The organism is Pseudomonas sp. IzPS59, assembly GCF_014863505.1.
Classification (GTDB): Bacteria; Pseudomonadota; Gammaproteobacteria; order Pseudomonadales; family Pseudomonadaceae; genus Aquipseudomonas; species Aquipseudomonas kribbensis.
Window position 1 is genome coordinate 5,890,895 of the sequence record NZ_CP062251.1, and the last position, 20,269, is coordinate 5,911,163.

The following is a 20,269-nucleotide window of genomic DNA, read 5'->3' on the forward strand; positions in this document are numbered from 1 at the left end:
TGCGATCTTTTGCTTTTAAGGCCCGAAACAGAGCTTCTGCAGCCAGTTTCTGGCTCTTTGGCGTTTCTCGTCGTAATCTCAAGTCATGCCTTTGATCACGCAGTTATTCGCCGTGCTGGTTTTTGCTTGCCTGAGCTTTGCGGCTCGAGGCGAGAAGCTGCGTATCGTCACCGAACCGTGGGCGCCGTACGTTTACGAAGAGAACGGCAAGAACCTCGGGCTGGACTACGAAACCACTGCCATTGTGTTCAAACGTCTGGGCATCGATGTCGAGTGGCAGTTCCTGCCATGGAAGCGTTGCCTGTCGATGCTCGAAACCGGGCAAGCCGACGGTGCGCTGGACATCTTTCACAGCGACGAACGCGACGCCACCCTGCTCTACCCGAGCGAACCGCTGTCGGACGTCGAGTTCGTGATGTTCTACGCCAACGAGCGGCCGCATCCTTTTCGCAGCCTTGAAGACCTCAAGGGCCTGACCATCGGCACCTCGCCGGGATATCTGTACAGCCCGGACTTCAGTGAATCGACCCTGTTCAACCGGGAACCGGCCCCGACCCATGAAGCCAACTTCGGCAAACTGGTGCGCGGGCGCATCGACCTGCTGATCACCGATCGCCGCGTGGGTCAGCATTTGCTGGATGAACTGAATATCCGCGATCAGATCACCGAAAACCCCACCGTCATCAGCCGCCAGAGCCAGTTTCTGGCCGTGCGGCGCAATGCGGGGATGGATTTGCTGGTGCAACGCTTCGGCGCCGAGCTCAAGCGTTTCAAGCGTGAGCCGGCCTATGCCGAGCTGAGCGCGCGCTACGGTGCAGCCCCGGTTTCGGAAAAACCCTTGAGCAGCGCCACGGCCAGCGGCAAAACCGTTGAGCAGCAGGAAAGCGGCGCGCGGTGATTGCTCTGTTATACTCCGGCGTTCCCGCCAGGCTCACGCCCGGACGCCCGGAACCGTAACAGGCCTCCCGACCCGCTACAGCGCAGCTTTTCAGCCCGCGCGAGCGCTCCGGACGTGCCTTCGGAACCGCAGCAGGACCGGACGGGATTGCGTCCTCTTAAACGCCATTCGCGCCAGGCAAGACTCCCATTGGGCCAAGCCCTAACTAAAACAGGATTACTCATGTCCTTTGCTTCCCTCGGTCTCTCCGAGGCTTTGGTCCGCGCTATCGAAGACGCGGGCTATACCGAGCCTACTCCGGTGCAACAGCGGGCCATTCCCGCCGTGTTGCAAGGTCGCGACCTGATGGTTGCGGCACAGACAGGTACCGGTAAAACCGGCGGTTTCGCCCTTCCGATCCTGGAGCGGCTGTTCCCCAACGGTCACCCGGACAAATCCCAGCGCCACGGCCCGCGCCAGCCGCGCGTCCTGGTCCTGACCCCGACCCGCGAACTCGCGGCCCAGGTACACGACAGCTTCAAGATCTACGCCCGTGACCTGAAATTCGTCAGCGCCTGCATCTTCGGCGGCGTCGGCATGAACCCGCAGGTTCAAGCCATGTCCCGTGGTGTGGACGTACTGGTTGCCTGCCCGGGTCGTCTGCTCGACCTGTGCGGCCAGGGCAGCATCGATCTGTCCCACGTTGAAATCCTCGTGCTGGACGAAGCCGACCGCATGCTCGACATGGGCTTCGTCCATGACGTAAAGAAAGTCCTCGCCCGCCTGCCGGCCAAGCGCCAGAACCTGCTGTTCTCGGCGACCTTCTCCAAAGACATCACCGACCTCGCCGGCAAGCTGCTGCACAACCCGGAACGCATCGAAGTGACGCCGCCGAACACCACGGTCGAGCGCATCGAACAACGCGTCTTCCGCCTGCCGGCCAGCCACAAGCGTGCGCTGCTGGCTCACCTGATCACCGCTGGCGCCTGGGAACAGGTACTGGTGTTCACCCGCACCAAGCACGGCGCCAACCGTCTGGCCGAGTACCTGGACAAACACGGCCTGCCGGCTGTGGCGATCCACGGCAACAAGAGCCAGAACGCCCGCACCAAAGCCCTGGCCGACTTCAAGGCCAACCAGGTACGCATTCTGGTTGCCACCGACATCGCGGCGCGCGGCCTGGATATCGACCAGTTGCCACACGTGGTCAACTTCGAACTGCCGAACGTCGATGAAGACTACGTGCACCGCATCGGTCGTACCGGCCGTGCCGGTCGTTCGGGCGAAGCGATTTCGCTGGTCGCGCCGGACGAAGAGAAACTGCTGAAAAGCATCGAACGCATGACCAAGCAGAAAATCGCCGACGGCGACCTGATGGGCTTCGACGCCAGCACCATCGAGGCCGAGAAGCCTGAAGTGCGCGAGCGTCCAGACATGCGCAACCCGCGCAACGGTCGTGGCCCGCGCGGCGACGGCCCGAATGGCGGCGGCGGTGGCGGCGGTCGTAAAGACAAAGGCAAAGACAAGGGCAAGGAAAAACCTGCCGGCGAACGCGGTGAGCGTGGCGAGCGTCCAGCCCGTCAACAGAAACCGCGCGAAGGCACCCCGGCCCGCGAACAGCGTCAGCCAAGCCAGCCGCCACGTGCTGCGGCTGATCGCGCTCCGGACGAGTTCCTCGACGACGATATCGATAACTTCGGCAACCGCGTTGACTACGTGCCGAAGCAGGCACCTGCCGGCGGCCGTGGCCGTCGTCCTGGCGCTCCGGCGCAGGGCGCAGGTTCGGGCGCGCCACGCGGCGGTCAGTCGCAAGGTCGTCAGAACGGCCCGCGCAACAGCAACGGTTCGAGCACCGGCACCCCGCCGGGCAAACGCAACGGCCCGCGTAACGGTGCCCCGCGTGATGGTCAGGGTCGTCGCGACGAAAATTCGCGCAACCGCCGTCCGGCCCGTGACGATCAGCAACGTGCCGAACCGGCCGTGCAGAACCCGCGCAGCAGCGGCCCGAAGATCATGCACAAGGAATCGAAAGCCGACCGCTTCCCGACGCCTGAGCAGCTCGATCAACTGCCAAGCCGCCCACGCGGTGAGAAACCGGCCTTGCTGACCCGCAATCGCTGAGTTTCGACAAGGCAATAAAAAACGCCCCCGGTCGCAAGACCGGGGGCGTTTTTGTATGTCTGGCGAAAATTACTTCGCTTTGACACCTTCGAACGAGATGTACAGGTCGACTTTGTCGGACTGTGGCCCCAGGTCCATCATCTTGCCGAAATCAGAACGCTTGATGCTGGTGGTGCCTTCGAAGCCGGCACGGTAGCCGCCCCATGGATCCTTGCCTTCACCCAGGAAAGTGGCCTTGACCACGATCGGCTTGGTCACGCCGTGCAGGGTCAGGTCGCCGGTCACGTCGGCAGTGTCTTTGCCATCGGCGTTCTTGCCGGTGGATTTGACGCTGGTGGAGACGAACTTGGCGTCAGCGAATTTGCCCACGTCCAGGAAGTCTTTGCTGGCGATGTGCTTGTCACGCTCGGCGTGGTTGGTGAACACGCTGGCGGTCTTCACGTCGAACTCGATCTTGCTGTCTTCAGGCTTGGCAGCATCGAAGCTGAACTTGCCGCTGATGTCCTTGAAGGTACCGGTGATGTAGCTGTAGCCCAGGTGGCTGATCTTGAAGTCGACGAAGGCGTGCTGGCCTTCCTTGTCGACGGTGTAGTCAGCGGCCATTACGTTGGCGGACAGCACGGCAGAACCGATTGCCAGAGCGGCCAGAGTCTTTTTCAACATGCTTTCTTTTCCTTTGAGTCGAGGTTGAGCTTCAGGCTTTGCGACCGAGCATTCGAGTGAGGGTCGCATCACGATCGATAAAGTGGTGCTTCAATGCTGCCAACGCATGGAGGCCGGAAAAAATTACCAGCGCCCACGCCAGGTACAAATGAATCACCCCGGCGGTATCTGCCTGATCCGGTAGTCCGGAAACCAGTGCAGGAACTTCAAACAGGCCAAACACCGGAATCCCGACACCGTCTGCGGTGGAAATCAGGTAACCGGCAATCATCACGGCGAACAGCGCAAGGTACAGAAACCCGTGGCCGAACCTGGCGCCGATGCGAGTCATGCGGCTGTAGCTCTGCAGTGTTGGCGGCGGTGGGCTGACAAAGCGCCACAGCACCCGCAACACCATCACAGCCAGCAGCACCAGACCAATGCTCTTGTGCAGATCCGGCGCGTCTTTGCGCCAGGTGCTGTAGTAATCCAGCCCCACCATCCACAGACCGAGCGCGAACAGCCCGAAGACCGCCAGCGCCACACCCCAGTGCATGAAGATGCTGACCCAACCGTAGCGCGAAGAAGAATTACGTAGCTGCATTGCCCAAATCCTGTGAGAACTGCGAACCAAGACTAGCGAGTTATCTATCGAATTAAAGCGGAAAATTTCGCTTTGAAATATCGAGAAATACGATCAAGAGTCTTGAACAAGTGAGTTAAGGAAAGATTAAAGGTGAAAAGTGTGACGGGAGATTAGCTGGCGAGCGAGCAAACACAGGATGCTCGCTGTTTCACAGGCAATAAAAAAGCGCGGCCTGAAAGCCGCGCTTTTTCATTCACCGCAAAGCCTTACTGCGCTTTGGTATCGGTCGCTGCCGCCGGGGCCGCAGCTGGTTTGGCGGCTGGCTTCTTCGCCGGTTCAGCCTTTTTCGCTGCCGGTTTGGCCGGGGCTTTTTTCGCCTCGGTCTTGGCCGCAGGTTTCTTCGCTGCCGGCTTGGCTGGCGCTTTCTTGGCTGGCTCGGCTTTCACCGGAGCCGCAGGCTTCGGCGCTTCAACCGGGGCTGGCGCAGGAGTCGGTGCAGGCGCCGGAGCGGCTGGAGCAGGTGCCGGCTCTGGGGCTTTTACTGGCTCTGGTTTCTTGTCGTCATCCGAACCGCCGAACAGGTTGGTGAAGAAGTTGCCTTTCTTCGCCGCCGTGGCCGCACCCGCTGCGCCTGCCGCTGCTGCTGCGGTGGCCGCCGCCGGGCCGACCTTGATCGGTTCGAAGGATTTGCCTGCCGCCAGGTCTTCCACCTGACTGGCCGCACGCTGACCGGTACGCAGTGCGCCTTCCAGGGTGCCCGGATACAGGGTGTCGGTGTGCTCGCCGGCAAACGCTACGCGTTGCAGCGGACGCTCCCACAGGCGCCAGTACTTGCTGATCTGGCCCGGGCCAAAGGCCAGGTACGAACCGCCAGTCGACGGGTCGGTGCTGTAGCGACGGATTTCATAACCGGTGAACGCGCCACGGGCCTGTGGATAAAACGCGTGCAGACGAATCAGCACCTGATCGACCATCTGCTTGTCGCCGAAGGCCTGCATGACGCGGGCGTTGTCGCCGGACAGGTTGATCACCACGTTGGCGCCGCCCTTCAGGGCCGGCTCGATCCACAACATGCCCAGACCGGTGTTGCTATAGATCTCGCCGGACATCCGCGCCTTGCTTTCCCAGACTGGCGTCTTGAACTTCAGCATGATCTGGTCGCGCCAGCCGTAGTTGGTGCCCTTGATCGCGGCCAGGTGCTGGGCATCCAGGGCCGGGGTCAGCTGGATCTTGTCGAGGGCGCGCAATGGCACCGCCAGTACGACGTAGTCTGCCTGATAGCCGACGCTGCCGACTTTGACGGTCACGCCGTCCTTGTCCTGGACGATCGCGGAAACCGGCGAGCTGGTCTTGATGGTTTTCAGCTGCTTGACGAAGGCCTGGGCCAGCACCGGGCTGCCGCCGACCAGACGCGAAGCGCGCATATCACGGTCGGATACGCCGCGATAAACGCGACTCTGCTGCGCGTAGTACAGCAGCGACAGACGCGACGGCTCGTCGTAATGGGTGCGGATATCCTGGTTGATCAACTGACGCGCGGTGGCAGGCAGGTTCTGCTTGTCGAGCCAGCTTGACACGTTGATCTGGTCCAGCGCGTGAAGAGTGTTGGTCGCCGCCGGGTTCTGCGGATCGTCGATCGAGCGCGCCAGATCGTCACGGGTTTTCTCGAAGGTTTTCAACGCCTGCGCAGTGGCCGGTTGCTTGGTGGCCAGATCGGCAGCGGAGAAATATTCGCCATCGATCAGGTAACCCGGGGTACGCACGAATTCAGGGGCCGGCGTGGTGCTCAGCTTGAAAGTCGAGACGTACTTGTTCAGCACAGGCTGCGCCTTGTCGTTGCCGATCCACTCGCTGGTGGCCATACCCGAGCGACCACCCAGGCTCGGCTTGGCTTCCAGCAGCGTGACCTGCCAGCCCTTGTTCTGCAGTTCGTAAGCCGCGGTCAGGCCCGACAGGCCGCCGCCGATCACGATCGCGGTTTTTTCCTTGGCCAGCGCCGTAACGCTGAAAAGCCCCAACACCACAAGCGCACAGGCGCGCAGCCAACCGACAGACATTCAGCGAACTCCGGAAAAACACGTAGGAAAAAGCAGTTTTGCGGGTCAGACGACCCAAAGAACCGCGAAGAATACGTCAGCCATCAAAACGCCGCCAGCGACGTCTATCGGCCCATACAAAGTAGCTCAATCGACGCAATGGGTTGTCCCGGCGCGACGCATTGCATAGGCTTGCGCGATTGTTTGCCCGCGCCTGACGCGAGCCGCCTCGAGGAGACTGAACATGGGCCTGAACAACCAGTGGATGCAACGCGATCTCGCGGTGCTGTGGCATCCCTGCACCCAGATGAAAGACCACGAACAGCTGCCGCTGATCCCGATCAAGCGCGGTGAAGGCATCTGGCTGGAAGACTTCGAAGGCAAGCGCTACCTGGATGCCGTCAGTTCCTGGTGGGTCAACGTGTTCGGCCACGCCAACCCGCGCATCAATCAGCGCATCAAGGATCAGGTCGATCAGCTGGAACACGTGATTCTCGCCGGCTTCAGCCATCAACCGGTGATCGAGTTGTCCGAGCGACTGGTGAAGATGACGCCGGAAGGCCTGAACCGGGTGTTCTACGCCGATAACGGTTCGTCCTGCATCGAAGTCGCGCTGAAAATGAGCTTTCACTACTGGCTCAACCGCGGCCAGCCGAACAAGAAGCGCTTCGTCACCCTGACCAACAGCTACCACGGCGAGACCATGGCGGCGATGGCGGTCGGCGATGTGCCGCTGTTTACCGAAACCTACAAAGCGCTGCTGATGGACACCATCAAGGTGCCGAGCCCGGATTGCTACCTGCGTCCGCAGGGCATGAGCTGGGAAGAACACTCGCGCAACATGTTCGCCGCCATGGAACAGACGCTGGCGGAAAACCATGACAGCGTCGCGGCCGTGATCGTCGAGCCGCTGATCCAGGGCGCCGGCGGCATGCGCATGTATCACCCGGTGTACCTCAAGCTGCTGCGCGAAGCCTGCGATCGTTATGGCGTACACCTGATCCACGACGAAATCGCCGTCGGCTTCGGCCGCACCGGGACGATGTTCGCCTGCGAACAGGCCGGCATCCGCCCGGACTTCCTGTGCCTGTCGAAAGCCCTGACCGGCGGTTATCTGCCGCTGGCGGCGTGCCTGACCACCGACGAGGTGTACAGCGCGTTCTACGACGATTACCCGACCCTGCGCGCCTTCCTGCATTCGCACAGCTACACCGGCAACCCGCTGGCCTGTGCGGCAGCATTGGCGACCCTGGATATCTTCGAACAGGACAACGTGATCGAAAACAACCGGGCGCTGGCGCAACGCATGGCGTCGGCCACGGCGCATCTGGTGGATCATCCGAATGTTTCGGAAGTCCGCCAGACCGGCATGGTGCTGGCCATCGAGATGGTCAAGGACAAGGCCACCAAAGAGGCCTACCCGTGGCAGGAACGTCGCGGCCTGAAAGTGTTCCAGCATGCCCTGGAGCGTGGCGCGTTGCTGCGTCCGCTGGGCAGCGTGGTGTATTTCCTGCCGCCGTACGTGATCACCCCGGAGCAGATCGACTTCCTCGCCGAAGTCGCCAGCGAAGGCATCGACATTGCTACCCGTGACAGCGTCAGCGTGGCGGTGCCGAAGGATTTCCATCCCGGGTTCCGTGATCCGGGCTGATTGACTCCACTTAAGCTTCAGCGGTGACCGGACTACCGTCATCGCTGGCAAGCCAGCTCCCACAGGGAATTGCGTAGACCTGTGGGAGCTGGCTTGCCAGCGATAGGGCCGCCAGACTTTTACAATTTTTTCGAGACTCCGAATGAGACTGTCCCGCTTCTTTATCGACGCCCCGCTCAGCACCGGCGAACACGAACTGCCGGAAGCCCAGGCGCATTACATCAGCCGCGTGCTGCGCATGGCCGAGGGCGATGCGGTGCAGTTGTTCGACGGTTCCGGCCACGAGTTTCGCGGATCGCTGGTGGAAGTCGGCAAGAAGCGTGTCGTGGTGCAGATCGACGAGCAGTTCGCCGGTCAGGTTGAATCACCGCTGCACATCCATCTCGGCCAGGGTCTGTCCCGGGGCGAGCGGATGGACTGGGCAATCCAGAAAGCCACCGAGCTGGGCGTGAATGAAATCACCCCGATCTTCAGCGAACGCTGTGAAGTCCGCCTCAAGGACGAACGCGCCGACAAACGCCTGCTGCACTGGCGCCAGGTGGCGATCAGCGCCTGCGAGCAATGTGGTCGTTCGCGCGTGCCGGTGATTCATCCGCCGGTGTTGCTGGCGGACTGGCTGAAACAGACCGAGGCCGAACTGAAACTGGTTCTGCACCCGGTGGCCGAGCCGTTGGTCAGCCATGCCAAACCATCGACCCTGGCGTTCCTGATCGGCCCCGAAGGCGGCTTGTCCGACGCCGAAGTCGAGCAGGCCAAGACCAACGGCTACCACGCCGCCCGCCTCGGCCCCCGCGTGCTGCGCACCGAGACGGCGCCGGTTGTGGCGCTGGCGGTGGCGCAGCAACTGTGGGGTGATTTCTAAGCATTTGGCGTTCACGCCGCACGGGGATTGAACCCGTGCAAATCAATCGATGTGCGCCATTGGCCGATCAGCTCGCTGAGCAACTGCCCGCTACCGCAGGCCAGAGTGAAACCCAGCGCGCCGTGGCCAAGGTTGAGCCACAGATTGCGATAGACCGTGGCGCCCAATAGCGGAACGCCGGTGGGGGTGGCTGGACGCATGCCGGCCCACTCCACGGCGGCGTCGTAGTCGCCGGCATCGGGAAAAGTGTCGCGGGCCTGGCGCTTGATCAGCGCCAGCCGTTCGGGATCCACCGCCGGGTCGAAACCGACGATGTCGACCATGGCCGCCACCCGCAACTGTTCGCCGATGCGCGCGTAGACAATCTTTCGGTCGTAGTCGGTGATGCTCACGTCCGGCGCCCGGTGCTCGTTGCCGATCGGCACGGTAAGGCTGTAGCCCTTCAGCGGATACAGCGGCAGGCGCAGGCCGGGCAGCGCCAGCAACGGACTGCGATGGCCGGCGGCGATCACCAGTTGTTCGACCGGCAGAGTTTCGTCGCCTAGCTCAATCGCCGTGACGGTGCCGACGTTGTGGCGAATGCCGGTGACTGCCTGACCGAGGCGAAACGCACAGCGGCCCGACGCCTTCAATTGCGCCGCCAACTGTTGGCAGAAGCCGTGACAGTCGCCGACTTCTTCATTCGGCGTGTAGATCGCGCCCACAAACGGCGCATCAGCCAGTGCCGGCTCCAGTTGCGCACATTCGGCAGCGGACAAAACCTGCTGTTGCTGCGGATCGGCCAGGCCCTGGCGCGCATGATCGAAGCTGGCGGCGTTACGGAAGGTCACCAGTTTGCCGTTACGCCGCCAGTTGAAGCCGGCGAGTCCGTCGTCCTCGCGCCAGCGCTTCAATGTACTCTGGCTGAACAGCGCCAGACGCAACAGATGCGCCGCGTTTTCCCGGTTGACCGAAGTGCGGCACGCAGCAAGAAATGAGGCCATCCAGCGCCACTGCGCCGGGTCCAGGCGCGGGCGCAGCTTCAGCGGTGAGTCGCCGCGCAGCATCCAGCCGATCGCCTGCAACGGCACCCCGGCATCGGCCAGCGGCGCAACGTATCGGTAGGACAATTGGCCGCCGTTGGCGAAACTGGTTTCGCTGCCCAGCGACTGCCGCGCCTCGACCACTGTCACTTCGAAACCGTCGCGCACCAGCGCCCAGGCCGTTGCCAACCCGATCACGCCGCCGCCGATGATGCACACACGCTGAGCCATGTCCGTCCTTAATTCTTTTTGAAGACGAGGCCGAGGTTAGGGTGAGGTGACAGGCGCCGAACAATGAATAAAGATGCCAGACCTATAAACAAAGGTTATGGACTTGCCATGCGCCTTCGTCACATCGAGATTTTCCAGGCCATCCGCCAGACCGGCTCGGTCAGCGCCGCTGCGCAATTGCTGCACGTCTCGCAACCGGCGGTGACCAAAGTGCTGCAGCACGCCGAGCAGCAGTTGGGTTTCCCTTTGTTTTTGCGGGTGCGCGGCAAGTTGCAGGCGACCCCGGAAGCGCTGGAGTTGGAGCGCGAAGTCGACAAGGTCACCGAAAGCCTGCAAGGCGTGCGGCGCCTGGCCCAGAGCCTGCGTCGCGAGCCCGGCCACAGTCTGCGAATCGGTGCAACCCCGGCCCTGGCGCTGTCGTTGCTGCCGCCAGCGATCCGGCAATGGACTGCACAGTTCCCGGACATTGCCTGTGAACTGTCCAGTGCCCACAGCCGCGAACTGATGCAGAACCTGCTGATGCGCGAAGTGGACGTAGCCCTGACGTTGCAGTTGCCGGATCATCCGGGGCTGAAGGCGCAGGCATTGGCATCGGGCGTGTTGGTGGCGCTGGCGCCGAAAGGTTATTGGCCGGAGGAAGACGCCGGCCAGCCGTTGCCGCTGATGGCTCTGGCCGGGGCGCCGCTGATCGGGCTGTCCAGCGCCGACCCGCTGGCCGCCCGCCTTGATAGTTATCTCGAAGCAGTCGAACCGCCGCCGCGGGTGCGGATTGCCGTGCAGACTTATTCGCTGGCCCGGGCGATGGTTGAATCCGGGGCTGGCGTGGCGGTAATCGATCCGTTCACCGCGCTCGGTGCCTCATCGGCCGCCACCACTATCCGCCCGTTGGCGCCGCCCTTGCCGATCACGTTGTACGCAGTGACCCGTGCCACCGAACCGCCACCGCATACCCTCGGCGACTTGTTGCAGATATTCAGCAGACGCGCGCAGATACAACTGCAAACCCTGGTCCCTGTGGGAGCTGGCTTGCCAGCGATTGCGGTGGCCCCATCAACACATGAGTGACTGACAGTCCGTCATCGCGGGCAAGCCCGCTCCCACAAGGTTTTGGGTGATCTACAAGACGTAAAACAGAATCGCCACAAAGTGCAGCAGGCTCCCGGCGATCACGAACAGATGCCAGATCCCGTGCGCATGTCGCAACCGGTGATCAAGGGCAAAAAAGATAATCCCCACGGTGTACAGCACGCCGCCCGACGCCAGCCAGGCAAACCCCGCCGTCCCCAGCGCGTCGATCAGCGGCTTGACCGCCACCAGCACGATCCAGCCCATCACCGCGTAGATCACGATCGACAGGATCCGCGCTTCCGAACGCGGCTTGATTTCTTGCAGGATGCCGATCAGCGCCAGGCCCCAGACAATCCCGAACAACGTCCAGCCCCACGGCCCGCGCAGGGTCACCAGACAAAACGGCGTGTAACTGCCGGCGATCAGCAGGTAGATCGAAAAGTGATCGACCTTCTTCATGATCGCTTTCTTGCGCCCGCGCACGCTGTGGTACACGGTCGATGCGCTGTAGAGCACCAGCAACGTAAAGGCGTAAATCGCCACGCTGACGATCTTCCACGGGCTGCCGTCGAGACTGGCGATTACCAGCATCCAGACGCCCCCGACAAACGCCGCTACCGCCCCGACCAGATGCGTCCAGGCGTTCAGTTTTTCTCCGTGATACATGTGTCGCACACCTCGATTTCATTACCGCAGCGCGCAAGGCTCGGGCCTTGAGCGTAAAAGCGCAATGTTTCCGTTCAACGCGGGCCTGCACCTGTCCTGATATTTGGGCACAATCGAGCAATACCAAGAAGAGTCCGCGCCATGCTGATCGACGAAGAATTGACCCTGAAAAAACTCGAGGTGTTCCTCGCCTTCATGCGCACCGGCAACCTCGCCCGCGCCGCCGCCGAACTGCAGACCAGCAACGTCAGCGTGCACCGCGCGATCCATTCGCTGGAAAGCGCCCTGCGCTGCCCGCTGTTCAAGCATGAAGGACGCAACCTGACGCCGCTGGAGAGCGCCTATGTACTCGAAGAGCGGGCGCAGAAGCTGATTCAGGACGTGGTCGAAAGCGTACGCCTGACCCGCGAAGCCGCCGGGTTCTCGGCCGAGCGTTTCAAGCTCGGCTCGCTGTATTCGCTGACGGTGAAAACCGTGCCGCAGCTGATCATGGGCCTTAAGATCCGCCGCAGCGAACTCAACATCGACCTGATCCTCGGCTCGAACATCGACCTGCTCTACAAGCTGAAAAACATGGAAGTCGACGCGATCCTCGTGTCGCTGGACGACAGCGTCAACGACCCGGACTGCGAGCAGATTCCACTGTTTTCCGACGACATCTTCCTCGCCACCCCGGCCGATTCGCGCTTCGCCCAGCGCAGCGAAGTGGATCTGGCCGAGGTGCGCGATGAAACCTTCATCACCCTCACCCAAGGCTTCGCCACCCATCAGGACGGCATCCGGGTGTTCAGGCAGGCGGGGTTCGAGCCGAAGGTGGCGATGCAGGTCAACGACATCTTCACCCTCCTGAGTATGGTCAGCTCCGGGGTGGGTTATGCGTTGCTGCCGGGGAGGATTGCCGCAGTGTACGAGAACCGGGTGAAGCTGATTCCGTTGCAGGAGAAGTACCGGTTGCAGCAGCACATTGGCGTTGTGTTTTTGAAGGCCAAGGAGCGGGATCCGAATTTGCTGGCGTTGCTGGCGGAGTGTCGGATGTATGCGAATCGCCAGTTGGCGGTGTGATCAAAAGCAGATCAACAGCAAATCAAAAGCCTACCCCCTCACCCCAGCCCTCTCCCCCAAGGGGGCGAGGGGAAAGGGAGCAGACCGGGGGCCTTTCAAGACCTGAGTTCGACTCGGAACTGTCAGGTCGGCGTAACTCAAATATTCACCTCGGTTAGTCCCCTCTCCCTCCGGGAGAGGGCCAGGGTGAGGGCGTTTTTGACGTTCAGCCCACAATTCCACGTACGATGAAGAACAACAACGATGGCCCCAGCAAGCAACCAAGCCCGGTGTGGAAAGTAGCCGTCAACGCCCCATAAGGCACCAACCGCCGATCCGTCGCCGCCAACCCCGCCGTCACGCCACTCACCGTCCCGGCCAACCCGCCAAACACCATCGCCGAACGCGGGTTATCCAGGCCCATCCAGCGCGCCGCCACCGGGGTGCCGACCATCACCAGAATCGCCTTGATCAACCCGGTGGCAATCGACAGCGCCATCACATCCGAGGTCGCGCCAATCGCCGCACCGGTCACCGGACCGACGATGTAAGTCACCGCCCCCGCGCCGATGGTGGTCATGCTCACGGCATCGCGATAACCGAACGCGTAAGCCATGCACGCGCCGACAATGAACGGCAGGATCGTGCCCAGCAGCAACGCGATCACGCCAATCAAACCGGCCTTCTTCGCCTCGGTCGCCTGCACCTCGAACGCGGTGGCAACGATGGCGAAATCCCGCAGCATTGCGCCGCCCATCAGGCCGATGCCGGAGAACAGCGACAGGTCCGCCAGGCCTTTCTGGCCGCCGGTCATGGTGCCGCCAACCCAGGCCAGCACCAAGCCAATGACGATGGCAATCGCCGAGCCGTGAATCCGCCCGAACGTCAGGCGTTTCGAGAGAATCACCGAGACCCACATGATCACGCCGACGAAGGCGAACGCCGTGATCAGACCGTTGTGTTCCAGACCTTTTTCAATGAGATCCCACATGTCAGCGACCTCCTACGGGTGTGCCGACCGGGGAAACTTCCGCCGGTTCGTCGGGCAAGGGTTCACCCTTGTGGGTGCGGCTGATCAGGGCAATGGTGCAGCCACAGACCACCACCGAACCGATTGCCGCCAGCACCGCCACCGGGCCGCCGTGCAGGGCGGTGACGACGTTCTGTTGCGCGGCCATCGCCACCACCACCGGAATGTACATGGCGCCCCAGAAGCCGACGCCCATCTCGCAGTCCTTGGTCATGCCGCCGCGTTTTTGCATCCACAGCCGCGCGCAGATCAACAGGATCATCGCGATGCCGACCCCGCCGACGTTGGATTTGACCCCCAGCAACACGCCGAGCAGGTCACCCATGATCACCCCTGCCAGCGTACAGATCGCCAGCAGCGCCACACCGTAAATAATCATTGTTGTAGTCCTCAAAGTGCATCGTCGAATGTTGTTTTTGTTGTTCGAAGCCTGGGGGTCTAGAGTCGGCGGCCCTCCTCTTCACGCAACAGCGCCTGCAAGGTGTCGAGCCGGGCACTGTCGAAGGCAGTGACAGTCCCCTGCTCGAACACCCGGCGCGCCAGCCCGGTCAGCACCGCACCGGGCGGCAGTTCGATCTGTAGTCGCACGCCGCGCTCGTAGGCGCTTTGCACGGTGCCGCGCCAGTCCACCACGCGGCACATGTTGAAGGCGAGATCGTCGCGCAGCGCTTCTACCTTGGTCACAGGCCTTGCGCGACTGCCGCTCAGGTAAGCGATTTTGGGTGTTTTCAGGTCCACGTTGGCGAAGGCTTCGACGAGTGTCTGCGCAGGTTCATCCAACAACGGGCAGTGTGACGGCACGCTGACCGCCAGACGTTTTGCCAGCCCGGCGCCACGGCTGCGGGCCAGCTCGGCGACCGCTTGCATCGCCTTGTCGCTGCCGGCAATCACCACTTGGTTTTCGGCATTGATGTTGGCCAGGTACACCGGTGTTTCTGCACCATGCACCTGCGCCAGCAGCGTTTCGACTGTGGATAATTGCAGACCGATGATCGCGGTCATGCCGAAGCCCTGTGGATAAGCCTTCTGCATCAACTCGCCGCGCAGGCTGACCAGATGCAACGCATCGCTGAAGCTCAGCGCTTCGGCGACCACCGCTGCCGGATACGCACCGATGGACAGGCCGGCGACGTAGTCTGCGGTGAGTCCGTCCTGCAGCAACTGCCGCGAGGCCGCGACGCCGGCGATCAGCAAGCAAAGCTGAACCGCCCGGGTGCTGCGCAAGGCTTCGCTGGAGTCCAGGCGCAAGATATCTTCTCCGAGGCTGTCGCTGGCCTCGATCAGCGTTTCCCGAGGCAAACGCTGGAGCATGCCGGGCTGCTGCGCGCCCTGACCGGGAAACACCAGCAGACTGCTCACGCTGCCTGCTCCTGCGGGTTCCATGGGTCGCTGACCAGACAGGCTTCATGGGCATTTTTTAGCAGCACCCGCGAAGCATTCCCGGCCCACTCGCGCAGGGCGACGGCACCGAATGGCGTCTGCAATTGCAGGTCGACCCGGCAGATCGCCTGATCGAAAATCGCGACCAGTTTGCGTGCCTGATTACGGGTGATGAGTTGCGGTGTACGCAGGATCAGATCGAGATCACTGGCTTCGTGCATTGCCGTAAAACCGCTCGCCAGTTCAAACCCGGCACTGCCGCTGACACCCCAGACCCAACCACAATCATCGAGCACCGGCCGCAGTTGCCGGAGCGCCTTCATGACTGGCAGATCACGCTCGCTCTCGACATGACAAAGGGCTTCCGGGCTGACCCGACAGGCAATCGAATCAACAGGCATGAACGCCGCCAGCCGCTGCTCGCGCAACACACCGCGTACGCCCACCGCGATCAGACCTTCAGTGCTCAGCGCCCGCCGCACCACCACCGGTTGCCCGGCCGCCAGCGAATCAATCGCCCACTGCGGCGCATCCGCCGGCAACTGCGCTGGCGTCATGCCCCACAGCAAGTCATGGGCGAGAACGCTGTTCACCACTGCGCCCTCAGCAGTTCACGTACACGACTGGAGGCTTCACGGTTTTTCGCGCCGAGACGATTGCTCAAATCCGTCGCGCCAATATTGCCGATGGCCTGCTTCAGGCATTCGCCGACTCGCGCCAGATCCTCCGCTGTCGGCTGCTCGATCTGCTGCACCGACAGGGTTTCCCAGAGCAATCCGAGGCTGGCATAGCTGTCGATGTCATAGGCCATCGGCGGCACGCTGGACGCCAAGGCTTCCAGCTCTTCGACGCTGCGCAAGGTCACCCGCGCCGCCGACGCCTTGCCCATCGCATGCACCATCACCCCCGGATCACGCAGGGCGATCAAGCGATTGGCCTGATATCCGTGAGCGAGAAACGCCCCGGACATGGCCTTGCCCACCAGCAGCGCAATCACCGGATGCCCGGCCAGGCGAGCGCGGGCGTAGGCGTCCGCCGCCCCCGCCAGGGCCTGATGAATGCCAAGGGCTTCTTCACGCCGGCCATAGGCCTGGCTCGGCACATCGACGATGGCAATCAAGGGACGCTTTTGCGTTTTGTCACGGTCGGCGGTGATCGCGTCATCCACCGCTTTGGCCAGGCCCCAACCTTCGAGCAGTCCGACTTCGCCGTTGCGAGCCCGAGGGAAACGGTTTTCCGGGTCGGCGACCACGGCAATAAAACGCCCAAGTGGGCCGTCGGCGACCTTCAACGATGGCGGCAAACCTTCAACAGCGTTCGCACCAGCGCTCAAGGCGTTGAACCAGTTCAAACCGCGCACGGAATACCCGCTCATGAGCGCTCTCCTTGATACAGATCGCGAACCACCGAAGGCTCGATTTGCTTGTCAGTGTCCAGGCTCGTCAGACGTTGCAGGAACCATTCGGCCCGCTGACTGCGCGGTTGTGTCGGCAAGCCTTGTTGCAGCAACTCGCCGACCTGCTGGCGAATCTGCGCCACGTCATCGGCGACATAACGATCCACCAGACCACTGGCGAAACGTTGCTCGCCACCGGTCAGGCTCCAGATGAAGGGCCGGTCACGGGAGTCGTATTCCTCGATCCCGGCTTCCTGCTCGATCACCTGTGGGCCGTTCAGACCGAGGCGTGCTTCCTGGGTCACCAGCAAATAGCTGCACAGCGCGGCGGCAATCGACATCCCGCCAAAGCAACCGACGCTGCCGGCCACCACACCGACCACCGGTTGGTACTGCTGCAAATCGACAATCGCCGCGTGGATGTCGGCAATCGCCGCCAGTCCGAGGTTGGCTTCCTGCAAACGTACGCCGCCAGTTTCCAACAGCAGAATGGCGCGGGTCGGGATACCTTTGCGGTTGTCCTCGGCGGCCAGTTCAAGTGCGCCAGCGATTTTGGCGCCGCCGACTTCACCGAGGCTGCCGCCCTGAAACGCGCCTTCGATGGCCGCGATCACCACCGGCAAACCGTCGAGGCTGCCCTTGGCGATCACCACGCCGTCATCGGCCTGCGGCACTACGCCCTGACGTTCCAGCCATGGCGACATGACGCGTTGAAACGGATCGAGCAGTTCGCGGAAGGTGCCGGTGTCGAGCAAGGCTTTCGCCCGCTGCCGTGCGCCGAGTTCGACGAATGAATGTTTGTGCAAAAGTGCCGAGGTGTCAGTCATGGCCGATCTCCTCGAAGCCTTGTTCCAGTCGCAGACGAACCACACCGGGGGTCGCGCCGAAGTCGTGGATATCGATGGCCATCGCCGGTGGTGTGGTGCCATCGAACATCCGCGCAAACAGATGCTGCCAGCGCTGCTGCGCACCGTTGACCGAGGTCTGCACATTGATGGTCAGCTTGCCGGCCAGGCCCGGTTCGATCAGCACTTCCAGATCGCCCGAGCCGACACAACCGACCAGCGCCCGACCGCGTGGCGGCTGCCCGGCGGGGAATTCAAAGGATAAGGTTTCCATCAAAACGCTCCCTGAAGGATGCCGTCGCGCTCGAACCGGTCGAGCAACAGCGTGGCGGCGAGCAAGTCGGCGGCGCCACCGGGCGAGGCATTCAATGCGATGAGTTGTTGATCCAGCTCGTGCAGGCGACGGCGACCAGTGAGGCTGGCACTGCCACCGGCATCGAGCACTGCCTGGGCGCCATGTTGCATGGCGTGCAGGCCCGGTTCGCCGGCGCGATACAGCACGCAGGTGTCGGCGAGGTCGGTCATGATCGCCAGCAAGGCATCGAGCCGGGCGTTCTGTTCGCCATGGCCGGCGAAGCGGCTGCGCTTAAGCTGCGGCAAGCCGCGTTGCACCACGGACGGGAAGCCAAGCTGCGCTTCTTCCCGGGCACCGCGAGCGCCATAGCGTTGGGCGACTTGGGCGCCGTGGCTCAGCGGGCGCGGTGCATAACGGTCATCGAGCAACGCCAGACGTGCAGCGCGCAAAGTAACGGCGCTGGTGGATTTCGTCTCCAGCGCAGCGGCCGTGACCAGCAGGCCCAACGCCCAGATCGCACCGCGATGGGTGTTCACGCCGTGGGTGGTGGCGAGCATCGCTTGCTCGCCTTCCCGGCCGATGCGGCCAATGGCTTCGCGCAGCGGCAAGCCGACCTCGCCGAACTCAAGCGCGGCCTCGGCCATTTCCTTGAACGCCGGCCACAACGCCAGCGCCGAGGCGTGCATCAATCCCAGGTGCAGGTCGGTGTGCGCACCGTTGCCACGGCGGTCGACCAGCGCCGGTTTCGGCGACAGGTCGGCTTCGTCGATCAGCGCATCCACGGCCAGATCCGCTAACCGGTCAGCCAAGGAAACAGGTTTCGCTTTCAGGTTGAGTGCGTGCATTACCAGCTCCTGAACTTGGCGGGCGGGTTGTAGAGGCCGCCGGACCACTCGACCAGATCGGCCACGCTCTTCGCCGCGAGCAGTTCGCGGGTGGCGTCGGTGCGACGGATGCCGAGGTCTTCGGGCAAGGCGATCAGGCCTTCGCGGCGCATGCGCTCGGTGTCTTTCGGGTTGTGGCGCAGGCCGATGGCGGTGACACCCGCAACGGCGGCGATCATCGCCTGACGTTCTTCCAGCGAACGCGCCTTGTACAGGTAGGCGATGCCTTCTTCGGTGAGCAGGTGGGTGACGTCGTCGCCGTAGATCATGATCGGTGCCAGCGGCATGCCGCTTTTCTTCGCCACCTCCACCGCGTCGAGGGTTTCGACAAAGGTCGGTTTGCCGCCCTCCTGGAACGTCTCGACCATCTGCACCACGAGTTTCTTGCCGCGTTCGAGCATCGGCTGTTGCGATTCATCGTGGCGCATGTCGAGCCATGCCGGGGTGCCGTGACGCCGGCCGCGCGGGTCGTGGCCCATGTTCGGTGCGCCGCCGAAACCGGCAAGGCGGCCTCGGGTAACGGTTGAAGAATGGCCATCGCCATCGACTTGCAGGGTAGCGCCGATGAACAGGTCCACCGCGTATTGCCCGGCCAGTTGGCAGAACATCCGGTTGGAACGCAGCGAGCCGTCACGCCCGGTGAAGAACACGTCGGGACGGGCGGCGATGTAGTTTTCCATGCCCAGTTCGGTGCCGAAGCAATGCACGCTTTCGACCCAGCCGCTTTCGATGGCCGGGATCAGCGTCGGGTGCGGGTTGAGGGTCCAGTTGCGGCAGATCTTGCCCTTGAGGCCGAGGGATTCGCCGTAGGTCGGCAGGATCAATTCGATGGCCGCGGTGTTGAAACCGATGCCGTGGTTCAGCGACTGCACATTGTGTTTTTCGTAGATCCCTCGAATCGCCATCATCGCCATCAGCACATGTACAGGTTTGATGTGCCGGGGATCGCGGGTGAACAGCGGTTCGATGTAGAACGGCTTGTCCGCCACCACCACGAAATCCACCCACGATGCGGGAATGTCCACGCGGGGTAACTCGCTGACGTCGTCCACCAGTTGATTGACCTGGACAATGACGATGCCATCGCTGAACGCCGCCGGTTCGATCAGCGCCGGGGTGTCTTCGGTGCTCGGGCCGGTGTAGATGTTGCCAGCCCGGTCGGCCATGAACCCGGCCGAAAGCACGACGTTGGGAATCAGGTCCACTACCAGCCGGGCGTAGAGTTCGATGTAGGTGTGGATCGCGCCGACCTCCAGCAGGCCGTCTTCGAGCAACTGGCTGATGCGCAGGCTCTGGGTGCCGGCAAAAGAAAAGTCGAGCTTGCGGGCGATGCCGCGTTCGAACAGGTCCAGATGCTCGGAGCGACCGACACTGGGCATGATCATGTGCAGGTCGTGGAGCTTTTCAGGATCGGCCTTGGCCAGGGCGCGGGAAAGAAAATCCGCCTGCTTCTGGTTGTTGCCCTCCAGCACCACACGGTCGCCGGGCAGGATCAGCGCTTCGAGCGCCGCGACGATCCTGTCGGTGGGCAACACCGCACCGTCGGCCAGCCCGCGCACCTTGTCGAGGCGTCGCTGCTTCTCGTCGCGCCGCCGCGTCCAGCGCGAGTCGGGGGAAATTGTTGTTGTCATGCTCA

General features: G+C 62.6%; 20 protein-coding genes. 6 read left to right on the forward strand and 14 right to left on the reverse strand.

Annotation, left to right across the window (positions count from 1 at the left end; translation table 11 throughout):
- The first annotated feature begins 85 nt into the window (after positions 1–85).
- Together IF189_RS26490 and IF189_RS26495 are read left to right on the forward strand one after the other, a co-directional pair.
- Positions 86–898 (forward strand): substrate-binding periplasmic protein, encoded by an 813-nt coding sequence (locus IF189_RS26490; protein WP_192552488.1) that lies wholly within the window; start codon positions 86–88, stop codon positions 896–898.
- A gap of 222 nt (positions 899–1,120) precedes the next feature.
- On the forward strand, positions 1,121–2,998 hold the full coding sequence (locus IF189_RS26495) for a DEAD/DEAH box helicase (protein ID WP_192552489.1): 1,878 nt from the start codon (positions 1,121–1,123) through the stop codon (positions 2,996–2,998).
- Positions 2,999–3,067: 69 nt separating this feature from the next.
- On the opposite strand, the gene IF189_RS26500 is transcribed toward IF189_RS26495, so the two are convergent.
- The 3 genes from IF189_RS26500 to IF189_RS26510 all read right to left on the reverse strand — a co-directional run bounded on the left by IF189_RS26500 (position 3,068) and on the right by IF189_RS26510 (position 6,283).
- Positions 3,068–3,661, reverse strand: coding sequence for a YceI family protein (locus IF189_RS26500; RefSeq protein WP_085731599.1), 594 nt, complete (start codon positions 3,659–3,661; stop codon positions 3,068–3,070).
- A gap of 31 nt (positions 3,662–3,692) precedes the next feature.
- Entirely contained in the window at positions 3,693–4,244 is a 552-nt protein-coding gene (locus IF189_RS26505; protein WP_119427560.1) for a cytochrome b, read from the reverse strand.
- Between the two features lie 248 nt (positions 4,245–4,492).
- A complete protein-coding gene (locus IF189_RS26510; RefSeq protein WP_192552490.1) occupies positions 4,493–6,283 on the reverse strand; it encodes a flavin monoamine oxidase family protein in 1,791 nt (596 codons plus the stop codon).
- A gap of 223 nt (positions 6,284–6,506) precedes the next feature.
- Here IF189_RS26510 and IF189_RS26515 point away from each other — a divergent pair, with 223 nt between their 5' ends.
- Both IF189_RS26515 and IF189_RS26520 read left to right on the forward strand, forming a co-directional pair.
- Positions 6,507–7,913, forward strand: a complete 1,407-nt coding sequence (locus IF189_RS26515) for an adenosylmethionine--8-amino-7-oxononanoate transaminase (RefSeq protein ID WP_192552491.1) — start codon at positions 6,507–6,509, stop codon at positions 7,911–7,913.
- Between the two features lie 142 nt (positions 7,914–8,055).
- A complete protein-coding gene (locus IF189_RS26520; protein ID WP_134828382.1) occupies positions 8,056–8,775 on the forward strand; it encodes a 16S rRNA (uracil(1498)-N(3))-methyltransferase in 720 nt (239 codons plus the stop codon).
- An 11-nt stretch (positions 8,776–8,786) separates the two neighbouring features.
- Here the strand turns inward: IF189_RS26520 and IF189_RS26525 are convergent, their stop codons facing one another.
- Entirely contained in the window at positions 8,787–10,028 is a 1,242-nt protein-coding gene (locus IF189_RS26525) for a D-amino acid dehydrogenase (protein ID WP_134828383.1), read from the reverse strand.
- Between the two features lie 108 nt (positions 10,029–10,136).
- Between IF189_RS26525 and IF189_RS26530 the strand changes: the two genes are divergently transcribed.
- Entirely contained in the window at positions 10,137–11,093 is a 957-nt protein-coding gene (locus tag IF189_RS26530) for a LysR family transcriptional regulator (RefSeq protein WP_134828384.1), read from the forward strand.
- Positions 11,094–11,144: 51 nt separating this feature from the next.
- Here the strand turns inward: IF189_RS26530 and trhA are convergent, their stop codons facing one another.
- Complete coding sequence (gene trhA / locus IF189_RS26535) at positions 11,145–11,762, reverse strand: PAQR family membrane homeostasis protein TrhA (protein WP_114886061.1); 618 nt, start codon at positions 11,760–11,762, stop codon at positions 11,145–11,147.
- A 141-nt stretch (positions 11,763–11,903) separates the two neighbouring features.
- Between trhA and IF189_RS26540 the strand changes: the two genes are divergently transcribed.
- Entirely contained in the window at positions 11,904–12,824 is a 921-nt protein-coding gene (locus IF189_RS26540; protein ID WP_085709096.1) for a LysR substrate-binding domain-containing protein, read from the forward strand.
- A gap of 205 nt (positions 12,825–13,029) precedes the next feature.
- Here the strand turns inward: IF189_RS26540 and madM are convergent, their stop codons facing one another.
- From madM to mdcA, 9 genes are read right to left on the reverse strand one after another with little or no spacing between them, the layout of a single operon-like run.
- Entirely contained in the window at positions 13,030–13,794 is a 765-nt protein-coding gene (madM, locus tag IF189_RS26545) for a malonate transporter subunit MadM (RefSeq protein WP_085709095.1), read from the reverse strand.
- 1 nt (position 13,795) lies between these two features.
- Complete coding sequence (gene madL / locus IF189_RS26550) at positions 13,796–14,212, reverse strand: malonate transporter subunit MadL (protein WP_085709094.1); 417 nt, start codon at positions 14,210–14,212, stop codon at positions 13,796–13,798.
- Positions 14,213–14,271: 59 nt separating this feature from the next.
- Entirely contained in the window at positions 14,272–15,192 is a 921-nt protein-coding gene (mdcH, locus tag IF189_RS26555) for a malonate decarboxylase subunit epsilon (protein ID WP_134828386.1), read from the reverse strand.
- Positions 15,189–15,809, reverse strand: a complete 621-nt coding sequence (locus IF189_RS26560; protein WP_134828387.1) for a malonate decarboxylase holo-ACP synthase — start codon at positions 15,807–15,809, stop codon at positions 15,189–15,191. Before IF189_RS26560 ends, mdcH begins: the two co-directional genes overlap by 4 nt.
- Entirely contained in the window at positions 15,803–16,588 is a 786-nt protein-coding gene (gene mdcE / locus IF189_RS26565; RefSeq protein ID WP_134828388.1) for a biotin-independent malonate decarboxylase subunit gamma, read from the reverse strand. Before mdcE ends, IF189_RS26560 begins: the two co-directional genes overlap by 7 nt.
- Positions 16,585–17,436, reverse strand: coding sequence for a biotin-independent malonate decarboxylase subunit beta (locus IF189_RS26570; protein WP_134828389.1), 852 nt, complete (start codon positions 17,434–17,436; stop codon positions 16,585–16,587). Before IF189_RS26570 ends, mdcE begins: the two co-directional genes overlap by 4 nt.
- Positions 17,429–17,728 (reverse strand): malonate decarboxylase subunit delta, encoded by a 300-nt coding sequence (locus IF189_RS26575; RefSeq protein WP_003229075.1) that lies wholly within the window; start codon positions 17,726–17,728, stop codon positions 17,429–17,431. Before IF189_RS26575 ends, IF189_RS26570 begins: the two co-directional genes overlap by 8 nt.
- The gene (locus IF189_RS26580; protein ID WP_134828390.1) at positions 17,728–18,594 is read right to left on the reverse strand and encodes a triphosphoribosyl-dephospho-CoA synthase; all 867 of its coding nucleotides are present in this window, start codon (positions 18,592–18,594) and stop codon (positions 17,728–17,730) included. Before IF189_RS26580 ends, IF189_RS26575 begins: the two co-directional genes overlap by 1 nt.
- Positions 18,594–20,264 (reverse strand): malonate decarboxylase subunit alpha, encoded by a 1,671-nt coding sequence (mdcA, locus tag IF189_RS26585; RefSeq protein WP_134828391.1) that lies wholly within the window; start codon positions 20,262–20,264, stop codon positions 18,594–18,596. The genes IF189_RS26580 and mdcA overlap by 1 nt, the downstream gene beginning before the upstream one ends.
- Positions 20,265–20,269: the final 5 nt, after the last annotated feature.